We start from the raw sequence: 20,846 nt of genomic DNA, 5'->3' as shown, positions 1-20,846 counted from the left end.
ATACACAGTGGAAGCACTGCAGCAGAAGATTCGCGACGAAGGCATCGTGCTTTCCGATCAGGTTCTCAAAGTCGATGCGTTTCTCAACCACCAGATCGACCCTGCGCTGATGCAGCTGATCGGTGACGAATTCGCTCGCCTTTACGCCGATGCCGGTGTGACCAAGATCGTCACCATCGAAGCCTCGGGCATTGCGCCGGCGGTGATGACTGGCCTGAAGCTGGGCGTTCCGGTCATCTTCGCGCGCAAGCATCAGTCCCTGACCCTGACCGAAAACCTGCTGACGGCCTCGGTGTATTCCTTCACCAAGCAGACCGAAAACACCGTGGCCATCTCCCCGCGCCACCTCAACAGCAGCGACCGCGTGCTGGTGATCGATGATTTCCTGGCCAACGGCAAGGCCTCCCAGGCGCTGATCTCGATCATCAAGCAAGCCGGTGCCACCGTTGCCGGCCTGGGTATCGTCATCGAGAAATCGTTCCAGGGTGGCCGTGCCGAGCTGGATAGCCAAGGTTACCGCGTTGAATCCCTGGCCCGGGTGAAGTCGCTGGAAGGTGGCGTGGTCAGCTTCATCGATTGAGCCTGTACTGGCCTCAACGTCGCCAAGCCGGCTCCCAAAGGAGCTGGCGTGCCGGCAGTCCGCTGCAAAGCAGGCCCGTAATTATCGCGTCGCTGCCAACCCTGCCAAAACCAACCGCTGATACAGCTCTTCTTTCAGCCCTCGCGGCTCATCGAGCTGCATGCGCGCCAACTGCGCCGCATACCCCTCCGGCCCCGGCGCATCCAGCGCTGCCTTGCCCAGCTCCAGCACCTCGCTCAACCTGAACTTGCTTTTGAGCCAACCCAACGCCCGCAGCAAGTCCCGCTCCTCGGCAGTGAAATCAGTCCCCAACGGGTACTCAGGGAACAGCCGTGCATGCCGCGCCCTGATCTGCTCAAGTCGCTCAGGCGTGTTGTCGGTAAACCGCGCATCGAGTTGAAAGTCTTTTGCGAGCTTGCCTGCCTGCTTGGCCTGTTCGATCAGCTCGCCCTGGAATCTGGAGTCGGTGATTGCCAGTAGCCGGGCGATCACTTCGCTGTCGGTCTGCCCACGCAAGTCGGCGATGCCGTACTCGGTCACCACGATGTCACGCAAGTGCCGGGGGATGGTGCAGTGGCCGTAGGCCCAGAGCAGGTTGGAGCTGACCTCGCCCCCCGCCTCACGCCAACTGCGCAGCAACAGGATGGATCGCCCGCCCTCCAGCGCGTGGCCCTGTGCGACGAAATTGTACTGCCCGCCCACGCCGCTGAGCACGCGGCCACTTTCCAGCTGGTCGGCTACCCCCGCGCCGAGCAGGGTCATGGTGAACACGGTGTTGATGAAGCGGGCATCACGCCGCTGGCGGCGCTTCAGTTCTTCCTGGCCATACAGCTCGTTGATGAAGCTGATACGCGTCATGGCAAACTGCGCGCGCTGCTCCAGTGGCATCTCCCGCAAGCGTTGATAGAACGCCTGCGGGCCAAGGAAGAAGCCGCCATGTACCAGCACGCCTTGCTCGTCAGCCGGGCGCCGCACCACCCCGGCTTCGGCCAGCGCCAGCAGGCCGTTGACGAACATCTCACTGCACCCATAGAGGCCTTGGGCGAACGCATCCAGCCCGCCCTCACGCTCGATCAGGGTGTGCCAGGGCCCTACATCCAGCTCACCCATCAATGCCCGATACCCAGGGTTGTCGCCTTGGCGCGCCAGCAACGCAGCGGTCACGGCATCACCCATGGCGCCAATGCCGATCTGCAGGGTGCCGCCATCACGCACCAGGGTGCTGGCGTGCAGGCCGATGCAATGGTCCTGGGTGGTTACCGGCATGTTCGGTGTGGAGAACAGCCGACGCTGTTCCACCTGATCGATCAGCAGGTCGAACGCCTCCATGCCCAACTCCGAATCGCCTGGCATGTAGGGCAGCTCGGCATGCACCTGACCGAGCATGAGGATGGTTTCGCCGGCCTCGCGGCGCTTGGCGATCATCGGCAGCAGGTCGAGGGTGATATCGGGGTTGCAGGCCAGGCTCAAGTGCACCGGCCTTTCCGGCGTGGCGGCGACCAATTGCGCGATCAGGTTCAGGCCCTTGGCGTTGATGTCGCGGGCTGCGTGGCTGTAGTTGCTGCTGACGTAGTCTTGCTGCGCGCAATCACTGTGCAGCAGGCCGCCGGGCTGCATGAAGAACTGCTCGACGCGGATGTTGGGCGGCAGCTGGTCGTTGCGCAGGTCGGCCAGGTAGGTGAGTTCCTGGTAATCGGCGAACACACGCTCGACGAAGGGCTCGAGGAAACGTCGTTGCAGGCCGTCGCCCAAGGGTGGGCGGCCAAGCGACAAAGCCGTGTAGATCGTCAAGCGGCGCTCTGGCAGGTCACGCACCCGGGCGTACAACGCATTGACGAAGGCATTGGGTTTGCCAAGCCCCAGCGGCAGGCCCATGTGAATGTGGGCGGGCAAGCGTGACAAGACCTGCTCGACTGCCTGGTCGATGGAGCAGAGGTGCATCTTGGCCTCCTGAGTCTTCCGTAGGTTCAGGGGTTGGACAGGAATCGACAGCGGTCGTTGCCTGCGCAAAGACAAAGCCCGCCATGGAAGGCGGGCTATCGGCAATTCAACGCTGGCTCAAAGCCCGGACATCTTCTGGATGGCTGCTTTGAGTTCTTCATCCGAGCAATCGGCGCAGGTGCCCTTGGGGGGCATGGCATTGATGCCGGTTATGGCCTTGGCAAGGATCCCATCGAGGCCGCCCTGGTGGTCGGCACGTTCTTTCCACGCGGCGGTGTCGCCAATTTTCGGCGCGCCGAGCAGGCCGCTGCCATGGCAGGCGTTGCAATGCTTGGCGATGATTTCATCCGGTGTCTTGGCACCGCCACCGCCAGCCGAAGCGGCCACCTCCATGCCCTTGCATTCCTGGCCCTGGACACACACCTGACCCACCGGCTCGAGGCGTTTGGCAATGTCATCATTGGTCGCAGCGGTTGCGCTCATTGCCCAAAGGGCGAATACGGCTGCTGGTACGGCCAGCATCTTCTTGGTTTGGTTCACGCGAACACCCTCATGGTGGCTAATCACGCCCGCGGCCACGGTAATGCGAGCGTTGAAAAGTATAGCGGGAACCCACAAGCCGTGAAACGACCCTACTCAGGAAAGGGGTATTGCCGAATCAATGCACTGCGCTGGATCAAAAGTTCGAGGGCGTTGCCGCGCTGATCAGTCGGGCCGGCTCATCGAACGGGTTGCGAAAACGGTGCGGGCGGGTGCTTTCGAAATAGTAGCTGTCACCTTCTTCGAGGATGAAGGTCTCGGTGCCTACCACCAGTTCCAGCCGGCCCTCCAGGAGGATGCCGGTCTCTTCGCCATCGTGGGTGAGCATCTCCGCTCCGGTGTCGGCACCCGGCGGGTAGACCTCGGTAAGGAAGGCGATCGCGCGGTTGGGATGCGACTTGCCTACCAGCTTCATGGTCACCGCGCCGTCGGAAATGTCGATCAGCTCGTGGGCCTTGTAGACAATCTGGGCCTGGCTTTGCGCTTCCAGTTCCACGGAGAAAAACTCGACCATGGACATGGGAATGCCGCTAAGCACCTTGCGCAGCGAACTGATCGAGGGGCTCACACTGTTCTTCTCGATCATCGAGATGGTGCTGTTGGTCACGCCCGCACGCTTGGCGAGTTCACGCTGGGACAGGCCCTTGAGCTTGCGGATGGCTTGCAGTCGTTCGCCGACGTCCAAAGCTGGAGCCTCCTGAAACGGTGAGATGGCGGGGTGAATGTGAACGATATGATGGCAATGCCGTTCAGTATTTACAACACACCGCCCCTCAGGCTGTCCGCTTCAGCGTGTCATTCGCCGACGTAGTCCAGTGGCACGCGTTTGAGGTTGCAGAAGATCTGGTAGGGGATGGTCCCTGCGTGCATGGCGACGTCACTGGCCAACACGTGCTTGCCCCACAGCTCGACCGGGCTGCCGATGGTCGCTTCGGGCACGTCGGTCAGGTCGATGCACAGCATGTCCATGGAAACCCGGCCAATCAGCTGGCTGCGCTTGCCGGCGACCATCACCGGGGTACCGGTCGGGGCCTGGCGGGGGTAGCCATCGGCATAGCCCATGGCAACGACACCGACCCGGGTGGGGCGTTGGCTGATGAATTTGGCGCCGTAGCCTACGGGCTCGCCAGCGGGCAGTTCCCGCACGCTGATCACCTGCGATTGCAGGGTCATTACCGGCTGCAGGCGCTCGGCCCGGGCTTGCGCCACGTCGAACGGAGTTGCGCCATACAGCATGATGCCAGGGCGCACCCAGTCGCTGGGGGCATGAGGCCAGGCGAGCACGCCGGGCGAGTTGCGCAGGCTGCATTCGGCAGCCAGCCCCTGCCGGGCGGCCTCGAACACGGCAATCTGTTGCCCAGTGGCGTCGGCATCCAGTTCATCGGCACGGGCGAAATGGCTCATCAGCACGATGCGCGCAACCTTGCCGCTGGCCAGCAGGCGCTGGTAAGCGTCGTGATAGTCCTTGGGGTGCAAGCCGACACGGTGCATGCCGCTGTCGAGCTTGAGCCAAACGGTCAATGGCTTGTGCACGGGGGTATTTTCGATGGCCTCAAGCTGCCACAGCGAATGCACCACGCACCACAGGTCATGCTCGGCGATCAGGGAAAGCTCGCTGGCTTGGAAAAAGCCTTCGAGCAGCAGCATCGGCGCCTTGATGCCTGCCGCACGCAACTCCAGCGCCTCTTCGATGCACGCCACGGCAAAGCCATCGGCTTCGGCTTCCAGTGCAAGGGCGCAACGCACGGCACCGTGGCCATAGGCGTCGGCCTTGATCACGGCGAGCGCTTTGGCGCCGGTCAGTTCACGGGCAAGACGGTAGTTGTGACGCAGGGCTTGGAGGTCGATCAGGGCGCGGGCGGGACGCATGGCGGCAGCCTTATGGTGATTCAGGTTGAAAACAGTGTTGAACCCATCGCCGGCAGGCCTGCGATGGGCCGGTGACGCCAGGCGATTACTGGTGCACTGGCGCCGTATGGCCTTGCTTGGCGGCTTCCCGGGTGTTGCCATAGCGTGAAATATCCAGCCCTTCAGCGCTGATTTGCGGCTTTTTGCGCGCAATCAGGTCAGCCAGCAGGCGCCCGGAACCACAGGCCATGGTCCAACCCAGCGTACCGTGGCCGGTATTGAGGAACAGGTTTCGGAACGCGGTAGCCCCCACGATCGGGGTGCCGTCCGGAGTCGCCGGCCGCAGGCCGGTCCAGAAACTGGCCTGGCTCAGGTCACCGCCGCGAGGATAAAGGTCGTTGACGATCATCTCCAGTGTTTCGCGCCGGCGCGGGTTCAGCGACAGGTCAAAACCGGCGATCTCAGCCATGCCACCGACACGGATACGGTTGTCGAAGCGGGTGATGGCGACCTTGTAGGTCTCATCGAGAATGGTCGAAGTAGGCGCCATGTCGGCGTTGGTGATCGGCACGGTCAGCGAATACCCCTTGAGCGGGTAGACCGGTGCTTTGATGCCCAGCGGTTTGAGCATCTGCGGCGAGTAGCTGCCCAGCGCCAGCACGTAGCGGTCGGCGGTTTCAAGCTTGCCGTCGACCCATACGCCATTGATTCGGTCACCGGCGAAGTCGAGGCGCTGGATGTCCTGGCCGAAGCGGAATTCGACACCCAACTTGCGGGCCATGTCAGCAAGCCTGGTGGTGAACAGCTGGCAGTCGCCGGTCTGGTCGTTGGGCAGGCGCAGGGCACCGGCGAGAATGTCCTTGACCCCTGCCAGGGCGGGCTCGACACGGGCAATGCCGTCGCGGTCCAGCAGCTCATAGGGCACCCCCGACTGCTTGAGCACAGCGATGTCCTTGGCAGCAGCATCGACCTGAGCCTGGGTGCGGAACAGCTGGGTGGTGCCCAAGGTGCGGCTTTCGTACGCGATACCGGTTTCGGCGCGCAGTTCGTCGAGGCAATCGCGGCTGTACTCAGACAGGCGCACCATGCGCTCCTTGTTCACTGCATACCGGCTGGCGGTGCAGTTACGCAGCATCTGCGCCATCCACAGGTACTGGTCGACGTCGCCGGTCAGCTTGATGGCCAGTGGCGCGTGGCGCTCCAGCAGCCACTTGATGGCTTTGAGCGGCACGCCTGGGGCGGCCCACGGCGAGGCGTAGCCGGGCGAGATCTGGCCTGCGTTGGCGAAGCTGGTTTCCATCGCCACCGCCGGTTGGCGATCGACCACAGTCACTTCAAAACCTTGCCGGGCCAGGTAATAGGCACTGGCGGTTCCGATTACACCGCTACCAAGTACCAGAACTCGCATCGTTGATCCCTCGCACGCGGCGCACCGCATTTTTGTTGAAATGGCATGGATGCGCGCAGTATAAAAATTACAGGCCAGTGCAATTCACTATATAAAAGCCTATATTTGGCGAGAATTCTCGGCAAAAACGCCTTTCACGGAGGGGCATCCCCTATGAGAACCCAGCACCAGAGCAAGCGTGAACTGGACAAGATCGACCGCAACATCCTGCGGATCCTGCAGAATGACGGGCGCATTTCCTTCACCGAACTGGGCGAGAAAGTCGGGCTTTCCACCACCCCTTGCACCGAGCGCGTGCGCCGCCTGGAGCGGGAGGGCATCATCATGGGCTACAACGCCCGGCTCAACCCTCAGCACCTGAAGGGCAGCCTGCTGGTATTCGTGGAAATCAGCCTGGACTACAAGTCGGGCGACACGTTCGAGGAGTTCCGCCGCGCGGTACTCAAGCTGCCCCACGTGCTGGAATGCCACTTGGTGTCGGGCGATTTCGATTACCTGGTCAAGGCACGTATTTCGGAGATGGCTTCATACCGCAAGCTGCTTGGCGACATCCTGCTCAAGCTGCCGCATGTGCGTGAATCCAAGAGCTACATCGTGATGGAGGAGGTGAAGGAAAGCCTCTGCCTGCCGATCCCGGATTGACGCTAGACCAGCACCTGCCGGGTGGTGGCGATGAACCGGTGGACGAGCTCCTCGGCCTGCGGCTCGATCATCTGTTCCGGGCCACGGCCGCGTGGGCAGGCCATGCGCGGGGTGGTGCCGAACAAGCGGCAGATCATCGGCCGCTCTTCGTAGACGGTGCAGCCATTGGGCCCCAAGTGCACACAGTCCAGGCGCTCCAGTGCCGCATTCTGCTCAGCCTGTGACTTGCGCGGCAGGCGGGCCATCTCTTCGGCAGACGTGGTTACCGGGCCACAACAGTCGTGACAACCGGGCTCGCATTCGAAGGAAGGGATGAGTTCACGCAGGAACTGGATCTTGTGGCGGTTGCAGGACATGGTGACAAACACATTGAAGATTGAGGCTCGATTATAGGCCTCATCGCCGGCTTGCCCAGAATGAGGCCGGTTGCCCGACCCCGAAAACCCGGCTTATCCTCCCTCCTCTGTCTCGACACCCAGGACCCGCCAATGATCCACAGCGCGCAGCACGCCGCCTCTTACTACGCCGCCAGCAGCGCGCCACACCCCGATCATCCGTACCTGCAAGGCGAGCACAGCGCCGACGTGTGCATCGTTGGCGGTGGCTACTCGGGCCTCAACACCGCCATCGAGCTGGCCGAACGTGGCCTGTCGGTGATCCTGCTGGAAGCGCGCAAGCTCGGCTGGGGTGCCAGCGGTCGCAATGGCGGCCAGCTTATCCGGGGCGTGGGCCACGGGCTGGATCAGTTCCGTGCGGTGATCGGTGAAGAAGGCGTGCGCAGCATGAAGCTGATGGGCCTGGAAGCCGTGGACATCGTCCGTGAGCGGGTCGAGCGCCACGCCATCGCCTGCGACCTGACCTGGGGTTACTGCGACCTGGCGAACAAGCCCGGCGAGCTGCAAGGCTTCGCCGAAGATGCCGAAGAATTGCGCAGCCTGGGCTACCGTCACGAACTGCGTCTGGTGCACAAAGACGCTATCCACAGCGTGGTCGGCTCCGACCGTTATGTGGGCGGCCTGATCGACATGGGCTCAGGGCACCTGCACCCGCTCAACCTGGCGCTGGGCGAAGCAGCCGTGGCCAGCCGCCTCGGTGTGCAGCTATTCGAGCAATCGCACGTCAGCCGCATCGAGTACGGCCCTGAAGTGAAAGTGCACACCGCCCAAGGCAGGGTGCGCGCCAAAACCCTGGTGCTGTGCTGCAATGCCTACCACAACGGCCTGAACCGCGAGCTGGGCGGCAAGGTGCTGCCAGCAGGCAGCTACATCATCGCCACCGAACCGCTGGGTGAGGAACGCGCGCGCCAGCTGCTGCCGCAGAACATGGCGGTGTGTGACCAGCGCGTGGCACTGGACTACTACCGCCTGTCCGCCGACCACCGCCTGTTGTTCGGCGGTGCCTGCCATTACTCCGGCCGCGATCCGCAGGACATTGCCGCCTACATGCAGCCGAAGATGCTCAAGGTGTTCCCGCAACTGGCCGATGTGCGCATCGATTACCAGTGGGGTGGGATGATCGGCATCGGCGCCAACCGCCTGCCACAGATCGGCCGCCTGGCCAGCCAGCCGAATGTCTATTACGCCCAGGCCTACTCTGGCCATGGGCTCAACGCCACTCACCTGGCAGCGCGCCTGCTGGGTGAAGCCATCAGCGGCCAGCAAAGCGGGCGCTTCGACCTGTTCGCCAAGGTGCCACACATCACCTTCCCTGGCGGCAAATACCTGCGCTCGCCGCTGCTGGCGTTGGGGATGCTCTGGCACAGGCTCAAAGAATTGGCCTGAAACCTGAGCGGTCCAGCAAGGACCGCGCAGGGTCATGCAGGTCAGTCTTTCCAGAAGGGTTTACGCCCTTCGCTCAGGGCCTGCTCCCAGCTCAGCCCAACATCGCGCAGCTCGGCATCAGTCAACTGCAGCAACGCCCTGCGGGTGTGCCAGCGATGCAGCATCAGGCCCCAGCGCCCCATCCCTTGCGGGGCGTTGAACACCTTGGCCTGCTGCCCGGCTTCCAGCTCCCTGGCCAACAATTGCAAGCGCACATCGCTCATCCCGCCCATCGCTGCGTTCTCCCGTTCAGTGGTTACGTGGAGAAAGCATGCGCGTTGCCAGCACCAGCAATACAGATTCAATACACCCTTATTATTCCCATACAGAATTGGCCACTTTCTGCCTGAATGCTGTATTTTCAACGCAACTGTACTGGTCGGGCGGGCAATCGCCCACAGGAGTATGCCGTGACGCTCTACCTGAACCTCGCCGAGCTGCTCGGCACCCGTATCGAGCAGGGCCTCTACCGCCCCGGCCAGCGCCTGCCATCGGTGCGCGCCCTGAGCGTGGAGCACGGGGTCAGCCTGAGTACGGTGCAGCAGGCCTACCGCCTGCTGGAAGACAACGGCATGGTTTCGCCACGCCCCAAATCCGGCTACTTCGTCAACGACCATCGCCACCTCGCCGCACTGCCCGCCGTCAGCCGCCCGGCCCAGCGGCCAGTGGACATTTCGCAGTGGGAACAGGTCCTGGAGCTGGTACGCAGCACGCCTCGTCAAGACGTCATACAGCTCGGCCGTGGCATGCCCGACATCGACAGCCCGAGCCTGAAGCCCCTGCTGCGCAGCCTGGCCCAGCTCAGCCGGCGCCAGGACATGCCGGGGCTGTACTACGACAACATCCACGGCAACCTCGCCTTGCGCGAGCAGGTTGCCCGCCTGGTGCTGGACTCGGGCTGCCGCCTTGGCCCGGCGGACCTGGTGGTGACGACCGGCTGCCACGAGGCGTTGTCGTGCAGTATCCGCGCAGTCTGCGAGCCGGGCGACATTGTCGCGGTAGATTCGCCGAGCTTTCACGGCGCCATGCAAACCCTCAAAGGCTTGGGCATGAAGGCGTTGGAGATCCCTACCGACCCCATCACCGGCATCAGCCTGGAAGCGCTGGAACTGGCACTTGAACAGTGGCCGATCAAGCTCATCCAGATCACGCCAAGCTGTAACAATCCGCTTGGTTACATCATGCCCGAAGCGCGCAAGAAGGCCCTGCTGAACCTGGCCCAGCGCTATGATGTCGCCATCCTCGAAGACGATGTGTATGGCGACCTGGCCTACACCTACCCTCGCCCGCGCACCCTCAAGTCGTTCGACGACGACGGTCGTGTGCTGCTGTGCAGTTCGTTCTCCAAGACGCTCGCCCCGGGCCTGCGCATCGGCTGGGTGGCGCCGGGGCGCTATCTGGAGCGGGTGTTGCACATGAAGTACATCAGCACCGGCAGCACGGCCACCCAGCCGCAGCTGGCGATCGCCGATTTCATCGCCAGCGGCCACTACCACCCCCATGTACGGCGCATGCGTAGCCAGTACCAGCGCGGCCGCGACCTGATGAGCGACTGGGTGAACCGCTACTTCCCGCCTGGCACACGCGTCAGCCGGCCTCAGGGAGGCTTCATGCTGTGGGTGGAGCTGCCAGAACATTTCGACACGCTGCGGCTGAACCGCGCTTTACTGGAACAGGGCGTGCAGGTTGCCGTGGGCAGCATCTTTTCGGCCTCTGGCAAGTTCCGCCACTGCCTGCGGATGAATTTCGCCGCGCGGCCAACCCCGCAAATCGAGGACGCGGTACGCAAAGTGGGGGAAACCGCCCTTCGTCTACTGGATGAAAGTCACACCGACGGGTAACTTTGCGCCGCCCTTGACGGTCCTACCTCTCAAGCCCTTGCCGCACAGGACGATCCACCTTTGAGACTCCAGCGAGCTCTGCCCCTGCTGCTGGCGCTGCTAGGCCTTGCAGGCTGCGCCAGCGTCGGTACACCCCGCGAGACCAGCCAGGCATTGCCGGCCAAAGATTCAGCTTTCGGCCGCTCGGTATTGCGCCAGGCCGCACCCTATGAGGGACGGTCCGGTTTCCGTCTGCTGCCCAACAGCAACGAGGCCTTCCGGGCCCGCGCCGAGCTGATCCGTAACGCCCAGGCCAGCATCGACTTGCAGTACTACATCGTCCACGACGGCCTGAGCACCCGCGCCCTTGTCCATGAACTGCTGCGCGCGGCTGATCGGGGCGTACGCGTGCGCATTCTGCTCGACGACACCACCAGCGATGGCCTGGATACCATCATGGGCACCCTGGATGCCCATCCGAACATCCAGATCCGTGTATTCAACCCCCTGCACCTGGGCCGCAGCACAGGGGTGACGCGGGCGTTCGGGCGCCTGTTCAACCTGTCGCGCCAGCACCGGCGCATGCACAACAAGCTGTTCCTGGTGGACAACAGCATGGCCATCGTCGGCGGACGCAACCTGGGCGATGAATATTTCGATGCCGAGCCCAACCTGAATTTCACTGACATCGACATGCTCGGCGTGGGCCCGGTGGCCGAGCAGCTCGGGCACAGCTTCGACCAATACTGGAACAGTGCCCTGAGCAGGCCTGTCACTGACTTCCTCTGGCAACTGCCGGATGCAGCCGACCTTGCCGCCAGCCGCCACCGCCTGGAAGTGTCCCTGGCCGAGGCGCGGGTCCAACACAAGGCGCTGTATGACCGCCTGATGGCCTATCAGTCAGAGCCACGCCTGGATGTTTGGCGTAATGAGCTGATCTGGGCCCACAGTCAGGCCTTGTGGGACGCACCGAGCAAGGTGCTGGCAGACGACGAGCCGGATCCGCAGCTGCTGATGAGCCAGCAGTTGGCCCCTGACCTGGCTAACGTGCATCACGAGTTGATCCTGGTTTCGGCCTATTTCGTCCCTGGCGAGCCGGGGCTGCTGTACCTGACCGGCCGTGCGGACGCCGGTACGTCGGTCAAGCTGTTGACCAACTCACTGGAGGCCACCGATGTACCGGCGGTGCATGGCGGGTATGCGCCCTACCGCCGGGCGCTGCTCGAACACGGCGTGCAGCTGTTCGAGTTACGCCGCCAGCCGGGCGACCCCAGTGCCGGACGCCTGAGTTACCAAGGCGGTTCGGATTCCAGCCTGCACAGCAAGGCGATCGTGTTCGACCGGCGCAAGACCTTCATCGGCTCGTTCAATTTCGACCCACGTTCGGTGCTGTGGAATACCGAGGTCGGGGTGCTGGTGGACAGCCCGGAGCTGGCCGAATACACCCGCGAGCTGGCCGTTCAGGGCATGGCGCCAGCGCTCAGTTATCAGGTCAGGCTCGAGCATGACAAGCTGGCCTGGGTGACCGAGGACAACGGCCGACTGCACACCCTGACGGCAGAGCCCGGTGGGCTCTGGCGGCGGTTCAATGCGTGGATCAGCAAGGCCGTCGGGCTGGAGAAAATGCTCTAGCCCAGGGCCTCAGGCGGCGGCGGGCTCGAAGGCACCGCGCCGCCGGGTCAACACCACCAACCCGGCCGCCCCAATCGCCATCAGCAGCGGCAAGGCATGGCCACTGAGCCACTGGCTACCTGCACCTGCCAGCAACGGCCCCAGCAGGCAGCCGATACCCCACAGCTGCGCCACATGGGCATTGGCCCGCACGAGGGCATCATCCCGGTACCGCTCGCCGATCAGTATCAGCGACAAAGTGAACAGGCCACCGGCACTGGCACCGAACAGCACCCACAACGGCCAGATCGCCGGCGTGTGCAAAAGCAACGGAATCGCCAGGCTGGAACACAGCAAGGTCACCGCACAAGCGGTGAACAGTGCGCGCCGCGACATGTGGTCGGCCAAGGCGCCAATCGGCAATTGCAGCACCGCGTCACCCACCACCACGGTACTGACCATGAACAGCGCCAGCTCGGTGGTGAAACCCTGCTGCAGGCAATACACCGGCAACAGGGTGAGGATCATCGCCTCGAAGGAAGCGAACAGCGCGATGGCCCAGGCGATCACCGGCAGTCGGCGACAGAAGGCGAACAGGTCGCGGAAGGTAACGCTGCAGGCCTCGGTACTCGGTGCGCCGCCACGCCCCAACAGCAGCAAGGGCGATAGCAGTAACAGGCCCGTCGCAGCCCAGAAGCCAAAGTCATCGTCGGAGCCGAGAAAGCCCAGTACCAGTGGCCCGGCCAGCTGGCTCAAGGCGTAGCTGCTGCCATACAGCGCCACCAGGCGCCCGCGCCACTGCTCCACCACCAACTGGTTGATCCAGCTCTCGCCAAGGATGAACACCACGGTCAGCGACATACCGATCAGCAAGCGTAGCGCCAACCACAGCGGGTAGCTCGGCAACACCGCCAGCAGGCCGATCGATAACGCCCCGCCCCACAGGCACAAGCGCATGGCCGCAGGCACGCCGACCCACCCGGCCAGGCGGCTGGCCAGGCTCGCACCGAGCAGCACACCCAGCGCCGGCATAGCCGCCATCACGCCGATGGCGAAGCTGCCGTAGCCCCAGGCCTCCAGCCGCAGGGACACCAGCGGCATGCTCACGCCGAGCGCGAGCCCGACGCTCAGCACCGATGCCAGCACGGCAAAGTAGGTTCCCCAGCGCATAGCAGCCTCCCAGGCAAAATGCTTGAATAGCAGAAACGACACAGCCGGGACGGCGTGAACCGGCCCGGCTGTTGTTGGGGCTGTAGCGCAGCCCCTGTGGATTTACAGCTTGATCCAGGTCGCCTTCAGCTCGGTGTACTTCTCCAGCGCATGCAGCGACTTGTCACGGCCGTTGCCCGACTGCTTGAAGCCGCCGAACGGCGCGGTCATGTCGCCGCCATCGTACTGGTTGACCCAGACACTGCCCGCGCGCACGGCACGGGCGGTCTTGTGGGCCTTGGAAATATCCGAGGTCCAGATACCAGCGGCCAGACCATAGGGCGTGTCGTTGGCAATGGCGATGGCTTCTTCGGCGGTATCGAAGGCGATCACCGACAGCACCGGGCCGAAGATTTCTTCCTGGGCGATCTTCATGGCGTTGGTCACGCCGTCGAAGATGGTCGGCTCGACATAAGTGCCGCCCGTTTCTTCCAAGGTGCGCTTGCCACCGGCCAGCAACTTGGCGCCGTCCTTGTGGCCGGCGTCGATGTACGACAGCACGGTATTCATCTGCTGGGTGTCGACCAGCGCACCGACGGTGGTCTGCGGGTCCAGCGGGTTGCCTGGTTTCCAGCCCTTGAGCGCTTCAACCACCATGGGCAGGAACTGGTCCTTGATCGAACGCTCGACCAGCAGGCGGGAGCCGGCAGTGCAGACTTCGCCCTGGTTGAAGGCGATGGCACTGGCGGCAGCTTCGGCAGCGGCCTGCAGGTCCGGGGCGTCGGCGAAGACGATGTTCGGGCTCTTGCCGCCGGCCTCCAGCCAGACGCGCTTCATGTTCGACTCGCCGGCGTACACCATCAGCTGCTTGGCGATCTTGGTCGAGCCGGTGAACACCAGGGTATCGACGTCCATGTGCAGGGCCAGGGCCTTGCCGACGGTGTGGCCGTAGCCTGGGAGTACGTTCAGCACACCGGCCGGGATGCCGGCTTCGATGGCCAGCTGGGCGATGCGGATAGCGGTCAGCGGCGACTTCTCGGATGGCTTGAGTACCAGCGAGTTACCGGTGGCCAGGGCTGGAGCGATCTTCCAGCAGGCCATCAGCAGCGGGAAGTTCCACGGTACGATGGCACCGACCACACCCACTGGCTCGCGGGTAACCAGGCCTAGCTGGTCATGCGGGGTGGGGGCAACTTCGTCGTAGACCTTGTCGATGGCTTCGGCGGTCCAGTGGATGGCATTGGCCGCACCCGGCACGTCGATGCTGGAGGAGTCGCCGATCGGCTTGCCCATGTCCAGGGTTTCCAGCAGCGCCAGCTCTTCGACGTTCTTGCGCAGCAGGTCGGCGAAGCGGATCAGCTTGGCTTTGCGCTTGGCCGGAGCCAGCTGCGACCAGACGCCGGAATCGAAGGTTGCACGGGCGTTTTCCACCGCGCGGTTGGCATCGGCCAGGTCGCAGCTGGCAACCTTGGCCAGGAAGCGTCCGTCGACCGGGCTCAGGCAGTCGAAGGTTTCACCGGATGCGGCGTCGGTGTATTCGCCGTTGATGAAGGCACGCCCTTCGATCTTCAATTGCTGGGCACGTTGCTCCCAGTCTGCACGAGTCAGGGTGGTCATACGAAACTCCTCCTCTTGTTTAGGTGCAACGCCGCACTGAGAACTCACAGGCGTTGTCAGAATTCTGGCCGGGCGACAAGCGCACACTGGCAAGCGATACCCTAAACCAGCCAGTGCAAACTATCAATATATTTGACACATGAGGCTCAAAAGCCTACTGATGTGCATTTTATTAAACAAAAATAGGAGCCGCACCATGAACATCGCCAACATCATCGACTTCGCCCAGGTCCTCACCGAGGCTGAACGCTACCGTCCCGCGGCAGAAAAAATCCTCAAGGGCGAACCAGACCAGGCTGTCTACAACCACTATTCCAGCCCGTGCGGGCAGTTCGCCGCGGGTGTCTGGGAAGGTGAAGTGGGGCAGTGGACGGTGAACTACACCGAGCACGAATACTGCGAGATCGTGCAGGGCGTTTCAGTATTGCGCGACCCGGATGGCGGGGCCAAGACCCTGCGTGCCGGTGATCGGTTCGTCATCCCGGCTGGCTTCCAGGGCACCTGGGAAGTGCTGGAGCCGTGCCGCAAGATTTATGTGATGTTCGAGCAGAAATGATTGCGACGCCAGCGTGGTGATTAACTACCACAGTCCGGCAAGCCAAAGGCGGGATCCTTGATGCGTCCAATTCGGGACAACTCAAGGAGAACACCATGACTACCGATATCCTCGACCGTGCTCGTCACGTGATTGGCTCGCAGTATGTAGAAAGCGTCAAACCCTACATTCTCGAACTTACTGGCCTGCTGAGCGCCGCCGGCCCACGCGACGTCACCACCTTGGACATACGCTCCGACCGGGTGATGATCAGCGTCGATGCCAACGGCACCATCGACGGCCTGCGCATCAGCTGATATCCACTGCTGTTGGCATCCACGTAAAAAAAAACCCGCGTCCTTTCGGATGCGGGTTTTTTTCAGGTCGCCGATCAATTACTTGATCTTGGCTTCCTTGTACACCACGTGCTTGCGAACAACGGGATCGTATTTCTTGATCTCGATTTTGTCCGGGGTGGTGCGCTTGTTCTTGTCGGTGGTGTAGAAGTGGCCAGTGCCAGCACTCGAAACCAGACGGATCAATTCACGCATGACGTTCTCCTTAGAACTTTTCGCCGCGAGCACGCAGCTCGGCCAGCACTACGTCGATACCACGCTTGTCAATGACGCGCATGCCTTTGGCAGATACGCGCAGACGCACGAAACGGTTCTCGGATTCAACCCAGAAACGGTGGTGCTGCAGGTTCGGCAGGAAACGACGACGGGTTTTGTTGTTTGCGTGGGAAATGTTGTTCCCGGTTACTGGACCCTTACCAGTAACTTGACAGACTCTCGACATGACTCAGCCCTCTAAAACCACATGCCCAACCCGGCATGGGTTGGCCGCTTAATCTCTCAGTCTTTGGCGCCAGGCGCCGTGATTCTGGAGGTCTTACCGACCGGATCCGCTGATGCGACAGGCCGAGCCCCTAGAAAAGAGCGCTGCTTTATACCAGAAAGACTGCATTGCAACAACTGCTGATGAGCATCTGCCGGAGACAAATCGTGCGCGAGCAGCATAGCGGCTAGCCCGGCGAACTGTCGACCACTCGTCGCCAACCCGCATAAAAAGAGGGTGGTCATTTGCTGATGCGCACACTAGGGTAGGACGTTTCCAGACTGCTCTGGCAGATGGGCCACTGACAGCCAAGGAGCCACGATGCGTGCCGCCGCCCTTTCCTTAATGCTCACCACCCTGCTTGCTGCCGGCATCGCCCAGGCCGCGCCACTGAGTATCTGCAGCGAAGCCAGCCCCGAGGGCTTCGACGTGGTCCAGTACAACTCGCTGACCACCACCAACGCCTCGGCCGACGTTCTGATGAACCGCCTGGTCGAGTTCGACGCAAGCCAAGGCAAGGTCGTCCCAAGCCTGGCGCAGAGCTGGACAGTGTCGACTGACGGGCTGGTGTACGACTTCAAGCTGCGTGACGGGGTCAAATTCCACTCCACGCCTTATTTCAAACCAACCCGCGCGCTCGATGCCGACGATGTGCTGTTCAGCTTCCAGCGCATGCTCTACCCCGCCCACGCTTGGCACAAGACCGCACCGGGTGGCTACCCGCACGCCCAATCACTGCAACTGGGCAGCCTGATCAAATCGATCGAGGCCCCGGAGCCGAACAGCGTCCGCTTCACCCTGACCCACGCCGACGCCACGTTCCTGGCCACCTTGAGCATGGGCTTCGCTTCGATCTACTCCGCCGAGTACGCCGACAAACTGCTCAAGGCAGGCACCCCGGAAAAGCTCAATAGCCAGCCGATCGGCACCGGCCCGTTCGTCTTCCAGCGTTACCAGAAGGACGCCGTGGTGCGCTACCGCGCCAACCCTGACTACTTCGATGGCAAGCCTGCGGTCGATCCACTGATCTTCGCCATCACCACCGATGCCAACGTACGCCTGCAGAAACTCAAGCGTGGGGAATGCCAGGTCGCCCTGTCGCCCAAGCCCCTGGACGTTGCCGAAGCGGGCAAGGACGGTAACCTGAAGGTCGCCACGACGCCGGCCTTCATGACAGCCTTCGTGGCCATCAACAGCGAGCACCCGCCGCTGGACAAACCTGAAGTGCGCCAGGCAATCAACCTGGCCTTCGACAAGCAGGCCTACCTCAAGGCCGTTTTCGAAGGCACCGCCACCGCCGCCAACGGCCCCTACCCGCCGAACACCTGGAGCTATGCCAAGGACCTGCCGGGCTACCCGCTGGATCTCAAGCGAGCCAAGGCGCTGCTGAGCAAAGCCGGTTACGCAGAGGGGTTCAGCACCACGATCTGGACCCGCCCGTCGGGCAGCCTGCTCAACCCCAACCCAAGCCTGGGCGCGCAGATGCTCCAGGCAGACCTGGCCAAGATCGGCATCAAGGCTGAAATCCGCGTGATCGAATGGGGTGAGCTGATCCGTCGGGCCAAGGCCGGCGAGCATGACCTGCTGTTCATGGGCTGGGCCGGTGACAATGGCGACCCGGACAACTTCCTCAGCCCGCAGTTTTCCTGTGCAGCGGTCAAGTCGGGGACCAACTTCGCGCGGTTCTGTGACAGCCGGCTGGACCAGTTGATCAGTGCAGGGCGCACCACCAACGACCAGAGCGTGCGCAGCCGGTTGTACCAGCAGGCGCAGACGCTGATTCAGCAACAGGCGCTCTGGGTGCCGCTGGCGCACCCGACGGCGGCAGCGCTGTTGCGCGACGGGGTCGAGGGGTACCAGGTAAGCCCGTTCGGGCGTTTGGACCTGAGCAAGGTTTCGGTGAAACGCTGACCCTCGGCTTTGCAGGCTCGACCCACCGCTGGCTTGCCGGCGGCTGGTCGAGCCTGCAGACAGGCAGCAACTAAGCGATAATCCACCCTTGCTCCACCATCGACAGCGGCTCCCCATCACCGACGATGATGTGATCGAGCACCCGCACGTCGATCAGCGCCAACCCCTGCTTCAATGCAAGCGTCATGTGCACATCGTCCTGGCTCGGCTCACTGTTCCCCGAAGGATGGTTGTGGCAGAGAATCAATGCCGCAGCGTTATGCATCAACGAACGGCGCACCACCTCCCGCGGATAGATGCTGGCCCGGTCGATCGTCCCTCTGAACAGGATTTCGAACGCCAACGGCCGGTGTTTGCTATCCAGGAACAGGCAGCCAAATACTTCGCTGGGCTCATGACGCAGCATGGCTTTCAGGTACCTGCGCACCGCCGAAGGGCTCTCCAGGGCGCAGTCGCGCTCGATCGCTGTGGCAAGGTTGCGCCGGCCGATCTCCAGCAGTGCCTGCAACTGGCCATACCGCACCGGCCCAAGCCCGAGCTCCCCCACGAATGCTTCCCTGTCAGCTTCGAGCAACTGGCGCAAGCCGCCGAACCTGGCGAGCAACCCTCGCGCCAGCTCCACCACGTTGCGGCCTCTCACGCCAGAGCCGAGAAACACAGCCAGCAATTCGGCATCCGAAAGGCTGCCCACCCCTCGCTGCATCAGCTTTTCCCTGGGCCGCTCCTCGGCTGGCCACTCCCTTATCTTCATTGCATCTCCTCTGCGCCCTGCTGCGACACGTTTAGGCCCTGTGTTAATCTATTTCGCCTCGTACATGCGACGTTCTGCCGCAGGCAATCCTGTTCGTCGCTGCCCGCTCTCTCTGGAAAAAGGCAAGCCTATGCAGCGGCTGTATCGCAAGCGCATCGTTCTCGGCGTGGGGGGCGGCATTGCCGCCTACAAGAGCGCCGAGCTGATTCGCCGACTCCTGGAGCACGGCGCGCAAGTGCGCGTCGTCATGACCCGTGGTGGTGCTGAATTCATCACCCCGCTGACCCTGCAGGCGCTGTCCGGCCACCCGGTACACATGGATCTGCTCGACCCTGCCGCCGAAGCGGCCATGGGCCATATTGAGCTGGCCAAATGGGCCGACCTCGTACTGATCGCCCCCGCCACCGCCGACCTCATGGCGCGCATGGCACAAGGCATGGCCGACGACTTGCTGACCACCCTGGTACTGGCCACCGACGCCACCGTGGCCGTGGCGCCGGCCATGAACCAGGCCATGTGGCGCGACCCGGCGACCCAGGCCAACCTGGAGCTGCTCAAGACCCGTGGCATCCAGGTGTTCGGCCCGGCCTCCGGCAGCCAGGCCTGCGGCGACGTAGGCCTGGGTCGCATGCTTGAAGCCACCGACCTGGCCTGGTGCGCCGCCGAGAGCTTCAAGCGCCAGGCGCTCACCGGCAAACACGTGCTGATCACCGCCGGGCCCACCCAGGAAAACATCGACCCGGTGCGTTACATCACCAATCATAGCTCCGGGAAGATGGGTTTCGCGCTGGCCGAGGCGGCCGCAGAAGCCGGTGCTCGGGTGACCCTCGTCACCGGCCCTGTGCATCTGCAGACCCCGGACCGGGTCAACCGGATCGACGTGGTCAGCGCGCGGGACATGCTTGCAGCCTGCGAGGCGGCCATGCCGTGCGACCTGTTCATCGCCTCGGCAGCGGTCGCGGACTACCGCCCGGAGGTCGTTGCCACACAAAAGCTCAAGAAAGATCCCACGACAGGCGACGGCATGCTGCTGCAGATGGTGCGCAATCCCGATATCCTTGCCACCATTGCTGGCCGCGACGACCGCCCGTTCAGTGTCGGCTTCGCTGCCGAGACCGAACATCTGCTCGATTACGCCACGCGCAAGCTCAAGGACAAGAACCTCGACCTGATCGTCGCCAATGATGTGGCCAACCCCAGCATCGGCTTCAACAGCGAGGAAAATGCCCTGACCGTGATCGACCGCCAGCAGCATCAAACCCTCTTCGCGCAGACCAGCAAAGGCAAGATTGCCCGGCAACTGGTCGCCTTCATCGCCGAACGGCTCAACCAGGTTCAATAAGTTACATGCACGCTCTTCAAGCCAAGATCCTCGACCCACGCCTGGGCAGTGAATTTCCGCTGCCGCAATATGCCACCCCTGGCTCCGCCGGCCTGGACCTGCGCGCCCTGCTCAAGGAAGACACCGTCCTGGAGCCGGGCCAGACCCTGCTGATTCCTACCGGCCTTTCGATCTATATCGGCGACCCGGGCCTGGCCGCGATGATCCTGCCCCGCTCGGGCCTGGGCCATAAGCATGGCATCGTGCTGGGTAACCTGGTCGGCCTGATCGACTCGGACTACCAGGGTGAGCTGATGGTGTCGTGCTGGAACCGTGGCAACACGCCTTTCACCATCGCCGTTGGCGAGCGCATCGCCCAGCTGGTGCTGGTACCGGTGGTACAAGCGCACTTTGAAGTCGTCGAGGCCTTCGACGAAAGCCAGCGCGGCACCGGCGGTTTCGGCCATTCCGGCAGCCACTGAGCCGACCGGCGACCGTTCAGGCCATGGATGGCG

The 20,846-nt window shown here is 63.0% G+C and carries 22 protein-coding genes; 10 read left to right on the top strand and 12 right to left on the bottom strand.

The window, feature by feature from the left end; translation table 11 throughout:
* Positions 1 to 7: 7 nt before the first annotated feature.
* A complete protein-coding gene (locus tag ACIPZC_RS01255) occupies positions 8 to 580 on the top strand; it encodes a xanthine phosphoribosyltransferase (RefSeq protein WP_241804951.1) in 573 nt (190 codons plus the stop codon).
* 81 nt (positions 581 to 661) lie between these two features.
* Here ACIPZC_RS01255 and ACIPZC_RS01250 read toward each other — a convergent pair whose 3' ends face one another.
* The 5 genes from ACIPZC_RS01250 to dadA form a co-directional block, all read right to left on the bottom strand.
* A complete protein-coding gene (locus tag ACIPZC_RS01250; protein ID WP_400624281.1) occupies positions 662 to 2,521 on the bottom strand; it encodes an acetyl-CoA hydrolase/transferase C-terminal domain-containing protein in 1,860 nt (619 codons plus the stop codon).
* Between the two features lie 117 nt (positions 2,522 to 2,638).
* Positions 2,639 to 3,043, bottom strand: coding sequence for a cytochrome c5 family protein (locus tag ACIPZC_RS01245; RefSeq protein ID WP_241805183.1), 405 nt, complete (start codon positions 3,041 to 3,043; stop codon positions 2,639 to 2,641).
* Between the two features lie 154 nt (positions 3,044 to 3,197).
* Positions 3,198 to 3,746, bottom strand: coding sequence for a cupin domain-containing protein (locus tag ACIPZC_RS01240; RefSeq protein WP_241804949.1), 549 nt, complete (start codon positions 3,744 to 3,746; stop codon positions 3,198 to 3,200).
* 110 nt (positions 3,747 to 3,856) lie between these two features.
* Complete coding sequence (gene alr, locus ACIPZC_RS01235) at positions 3,857 to 4,930, bottom strand: alanine racemase (protein WP_400624278.1); 1,074 nt, start codon at positions 4,928 to 4,930, stop codon at positions 3,857 to 3,859.
* Between the two features lie 85 nt (positions 4,931 to 5,015).
* Complete coding sequence (gene dadA, locus ACIPZC_RS01230) at positions 5,016 to 6,317, bottom strand: D-amino acid dehydrogenase (RefSeq protein ID WP_400624275.1); 1,302 nt, start codon at positions 6,315 to 6,317, stop codon at positions 5,016 to 5,018.
* A 153-nt stretch (positions 6,318 to 6,470) separates the two neighbouring features.
* Here dadA and dadR point away from each other — a divergent pair, with 153 nt between their 5' ends.
* Positions 6,471 to 6,959, top strand: a complete 489-nt coding sequence (gene dadR / locus ACIPZC_RS01225; protein WP_003258963.1) for a transcriptional regulator DadR — start codon at positions 6,471 to 6,473, stop codon at positions 6,957 to 6,959.
* Positions 6,960 to 6,961: 2 nt separating this feature from the next.
* On the opposite strand, the gene ACIPZC_RS01220 is transcribed toward dadR, so the two are convergent.
* Positions 6,962 to 7,315: a YkgJ family cysteine cluster protein gene (locus tag ACIPZC_RS01220; protein ID WP_400624272.1), complete on the bottom strand. Its 354-nt coding sequence runs from the start codon at positions 7,313 to 7,315 to the stop codon at positions 6,962 to 6,964.
* 132 nt (positions 7,316 to 7,447) lie between these two features.
* Between ACIPZC_RS01220 and ACIPZC_RS01215 the strand changes: the two genes are divergently transcribed.
* Complete coding sequence (locus ACIPZC_RS01215) at positions 7,448 to 8,740, top strand: NAD(P)/FAD-dependent oxidoreductase (RefSeq protein ID WP_400624269.1); 1,293 nt, start codon at positions 7,448 to 7,450, stop codon at positions 8,738 to 8,740.
* Positions 8,741 to 8,781: 41 nt separating this feature from the next.
* Here ACIPZC_RS01215 and ACIPZC_RS01210 read toward each other — a convergent pair whose 3' ends face one another.
* On the bottom strand, positions 8,782 to 9,012 hold the full coding sequence (locus tag ACIPZC_RS01210) for a DUF1127 domain-containing protein (protein WP_241804944.1): 231 nt from the start codon (positions 9,010 to 9,012) through the stop codon (positions 8,782 to 8,784).
* 177 nt (positions 9,013 to 9,189) lie between these two features.
* Here ACIPZC_RS01210 and ACIPZC_RS01205 point away from each other — a divergent pair, with 177 nt between their 5' ends.
* Complete coding sequence (locus ACIPZC_RS01205) at positions 9,190 to 10,620, top strand: PLP-dependent aminotransferase family protein (RefSeq protein ID WP_400624266.1); 1,431 nt, start codon at positions 9,190 to 9,192, stop codon at positions 10,618 to 10,620.
* A 60-nt stretch (positions 10,621 to 10,680) separates the two neighbouring features.
* Positions 10,681 to 12,231, top strand: a complete 1,551-nt coding sequence (locus ACIPZC_RS01200) for a phospholipase D family protein (protein ID WP_400624263.1) — start codon at positions 10,681 to 10,683, stop codon at positions 12,229 to 12,231.
* A gap of 9 nt (positions 12,232 to 12,240) precedes the next feature.
* Here ACIPZC_RS01200 and ACIPZC_RS01195 read toward each other — a convergent pair whose 3' ends face one another.
* Both ACIPZC_RS01195 and ACIPZC_RS01190 read right to left on the bottom strand, forming a co-directional pair.
* Positions 12,241 to 13,380: an MFS transporter gene (locus ACIPZC_RS01195; RefSeq protein WP_241804941.1), complete on the bottom strand. Its 1,140-nt coding sequence runs from the start codon at positions 13,378 to 13,380 to the stop codon at positions 12,241 to 12,243.
* Positions 13,381 to 13,482: 102 nt separating this feature from the next.
* Complete coding sequence (locus ACIPZC_RS01190) at positions 13,483 to 14,976, bottom strand: aldehyde dehydrogenase (protein ID WP_400624259.1); 1,494 nt, start codon at positions 14,974 to 14,976, stop codon at positions 13,483 to 13,485.
* 196 nt (positions 14,977 to 15,172) lie between these two features.
* On the opposite strand from ACIPZC_RS01190, the gene ACIPZC_RS01185 reads away from it, so the two are divergent.
* Both ACIPZC_RS01185 and ACIPZC_RS01180 read left to right on the top strand, forming a co-directional pair.
* Positions 15,173 to 15,532, top strand: a complete 360-nt coding sequence (locus tag ACIPZC_RS01185) for a cupin domain-containing protein (RefSeq protein WP_241804939.1) — start codon at positions 15,173 to 15,175, stop codon at positions 15,530 to 15,532.
* Positions 15,533 to 15,627: 95 nt separating this feature from the next.
* On the top strand, positions 15,628 to 15,828 hold the full coding sequence (locus ACIPZC_RS01180; RefSeq protein ID WP_241804938.1) for a hypothetical protein: 201 nt from the start codon (positions 15,628 to 15,630) through the stop codon (positions 15,826 to 15,828).
* 78 nt (positions 15,829 to 15,906) lie between these two features.
* On the opposite strand, the gene rpmG is transcribed toward ACIPZC_RS01180, so the two are convergent.
* On the bottom strand, positions 15,907 to 16,062 hold the full coding sequence (gene rpmG, locus ACIPZC_RS01175; RefSeq protein WP_003253507.1) for a 50S ribosomal protein L33: 156 nt from the start codon (positions 16,060 to 16,062) through the stop codon (positions 15,907 to 15,909).
* 10 nt (positions 16,063 to 16,072) lie between these two features.
* Positions 16,073 to 16,309, bottom strand: coding sequence for a 50S ribosomal protein L28 (gene rpmB / locus ACIPZC_RS01170; protein ID WP_012312138.1), 237 nt, complete (start codon positions 16,307 to 16,309; stop codon positions 16,073 to 16,075).
* Between the two features lie 360 nt (positions 16,310 to 16,669).
* Here rpmB and ACIPZC_RS01165 point away from each other — a divergent pair, with 360 nt between their 5' ends.
* Complete coding sequence (locus tag ACIPZC_RS01165) at positions 16,670 to 18,259, top strand: ABC transporter substrate-binding protein (RefSeq protein ID WP_400624254.1); 1,590 nt, start codon at positions 16,670 to 16,672, stop codon at positions 18,257 to 18,259.
* Between the two features lie 70 nt (positions 18,260 to 18,329).
* Here ACIPZC_RS01165 and radC read toward each other — a convergent pair whose 3' ends face one another.
* On the bottom strand, positions 18,330 to 19,010 hold the full coding sequence (gene radC / locus ACIPZC_RS01160) for a DNA repair protein RadC (RefSeq protein WP_267820049.1): 681 nt from the start codon (positions 19,008 to 19,010) through the stop codon (positions 18,330 to 18,332).
* Positions 19,011 to 19,140: 130 nt separating this feature from the next.
* On the opposite strand from radC, the gene coaBC reads away from it, so the two are divergent.
* Together coaBC and dut are read left to right on the top strand one after the other, a co-directional pair.
* Positions 19,141 to 20,352, top strand: coding sequence for a bifunctional phosphopantothenoylcysteine decarboxylase/phosphopantothenate--cysteine ligase CoaBC (coaBC, locus tag ACIPZC_RS01155; protein ID WP_241806755.1), 1,212 nt, complete (start codon positions 19,141 to 19,143; stop codon positions 20,350 to 20,352).
* Between the two features lie 5 nt (positions 20,353 to 20,357).
* A complete protein-coding gene (gene dut / locus ACIPZC_RS01150) occupies positions 20,358 to 20,813 on the top strand; it encodes a dUTP diphosphatase (protein ID WP_012312134.1) in 456 nt (151 codons plus the stop codon).
* Positions 20,814 to 20,846: the final 33 nt, after the last annotated feature.

Origin of the sequence: Pseudomonas sp. NPDC089743, from assembly GCF_044748785.1 — a bacterium.
Lineage (GTDB): Bacteria > Pseudomonadota > Gammaproteobacteria > Pseudomonadales > Pseudomonadaceae > Aquipseudomonas > Aquipseudomonas putida_X.
This window is presented reverse-complemented; position numbering and strand designations above follow the sequence as displayed.

Coding starts and splice junctions, on each gene's coding strand:
- ACIPZC_RS01195 (WP_241804941.1), bottom strand. CDS start 13,380: ATGCGCTGGGGAACCTACTTTGCCGTGCTGGCATCGGTGCTGAGCGTC.
- dut (WP_012312134.1), top strand. CDS start 20,358: ATGCACGCTCTTCAAGCCAAGATCCTCGACCCACGCCTGGGCAGTGAA.
- ACIPZC_RS01210 (WP_241804944.1), bottom strand. CDS start 9,012: ATGGGCGGGATGAGCGATGTGCGCTTGCAATTGTTGGCCAGGGAGCTG.
- dadR (WP_003258963.1), top strand. CDS start 6,471: ATGAGAACCCAGCACCAGAGCAAGCGTGAACTGGACAAGATCGACCGC.
- ACIPZC_RS01245 (WP_241805183.1), bottom strand. CDS start 3,043: ATGCTGGCCGTACCAGCAGCCGTATTCGCCCTTTGGGCAATGAGCGCA.
- alr (WP_400624278.1), bottom strand. CDS start 4,930: ATGCGTCCCGCCCGCGCCCTGATCGACCTCCAAGCCCTGCGTCACAAC.
- dadA (WP_400624275.1), bottom strand. CDS start 6,317: ATGCGAGTTCTGGTACTTGGTAGCGGTGTAATCGGAACCGCCAGTGCC.
- rpmB (WP_012312138.1), bottom strand. CDS start 16,309: ATGTCGAGAGTCTGTCAAGTTACTGGTAAGGGTCCAGTAACCGGGAAC.
- ACIPZC_RS01185 (WP_241804939.1), top strand. CDS start 15,173: ATGAACATCGCCAACATCATCGACTTCGCCCAGGTCCTCACCGAGGCT.
- ACIPZC_RS01215 (WP_400624269.1), top strand. CDS start 7,448: ATGATCCACAGCGCGCAGCACGCCGCCTCTTACTACGCCGCCAGCAGC.
- rpmG (WP_003253507.1), bottom strand. CDS start 16,062: ATGCGTGAATTGATCCGTCTGGTTTCGAGTGCTGGCACTGGCCACTTC.
- radC (WP_267820049.1), bottom strand. CDS start 19,010: ATGAAGATAAGGGAGTGGCCAGCCGAGGAGCGGCCCAGGGAAAAGCTG.
- ACIPZC_RS01165 (WP_400624254.1), top strand. CDS start 16,670: ATGCGTGCCGCCGCCCTTTCCTTAATGCTCACCACCCTGCTTGCTGCC.
- ACIPZC_RS01250 (WP_400624281.1), bottom strand. CDS start 2,521: ATGCACCTCTGCTCCATCGACCAGGCAGTCGAGCAGGTCTTGTCACGC.
- ACIPZC_RS01220 (WP_400624272.1), bottom strand. CDS start 7,315: ATGTCCTGCAACCGCCACAAGATCCAGTTCCTGCGTGAACTCATCCCT.
- coaBC (WP_241806755.1), top strand. CDS start 19,141: ATGCAGCGGCTGTATCGCAAGCGCATCGTTCTCGGCGTGGGGGGCGGC.
- ACIPZC_RS01190 (WP_400624259.1), bottom strand. CDS start 14,976: ATGACCACCCTGACTCGTGCAGACTGGGAGCAACGTGCCCAGCAATTG.
- ACIPZC_RS01180 (WP_241804938.1), top strand. CDS start 15,628: ATGACTACCGATATCCTCGACCGTGCTCGTCACGTGATTGGCTCGCAG.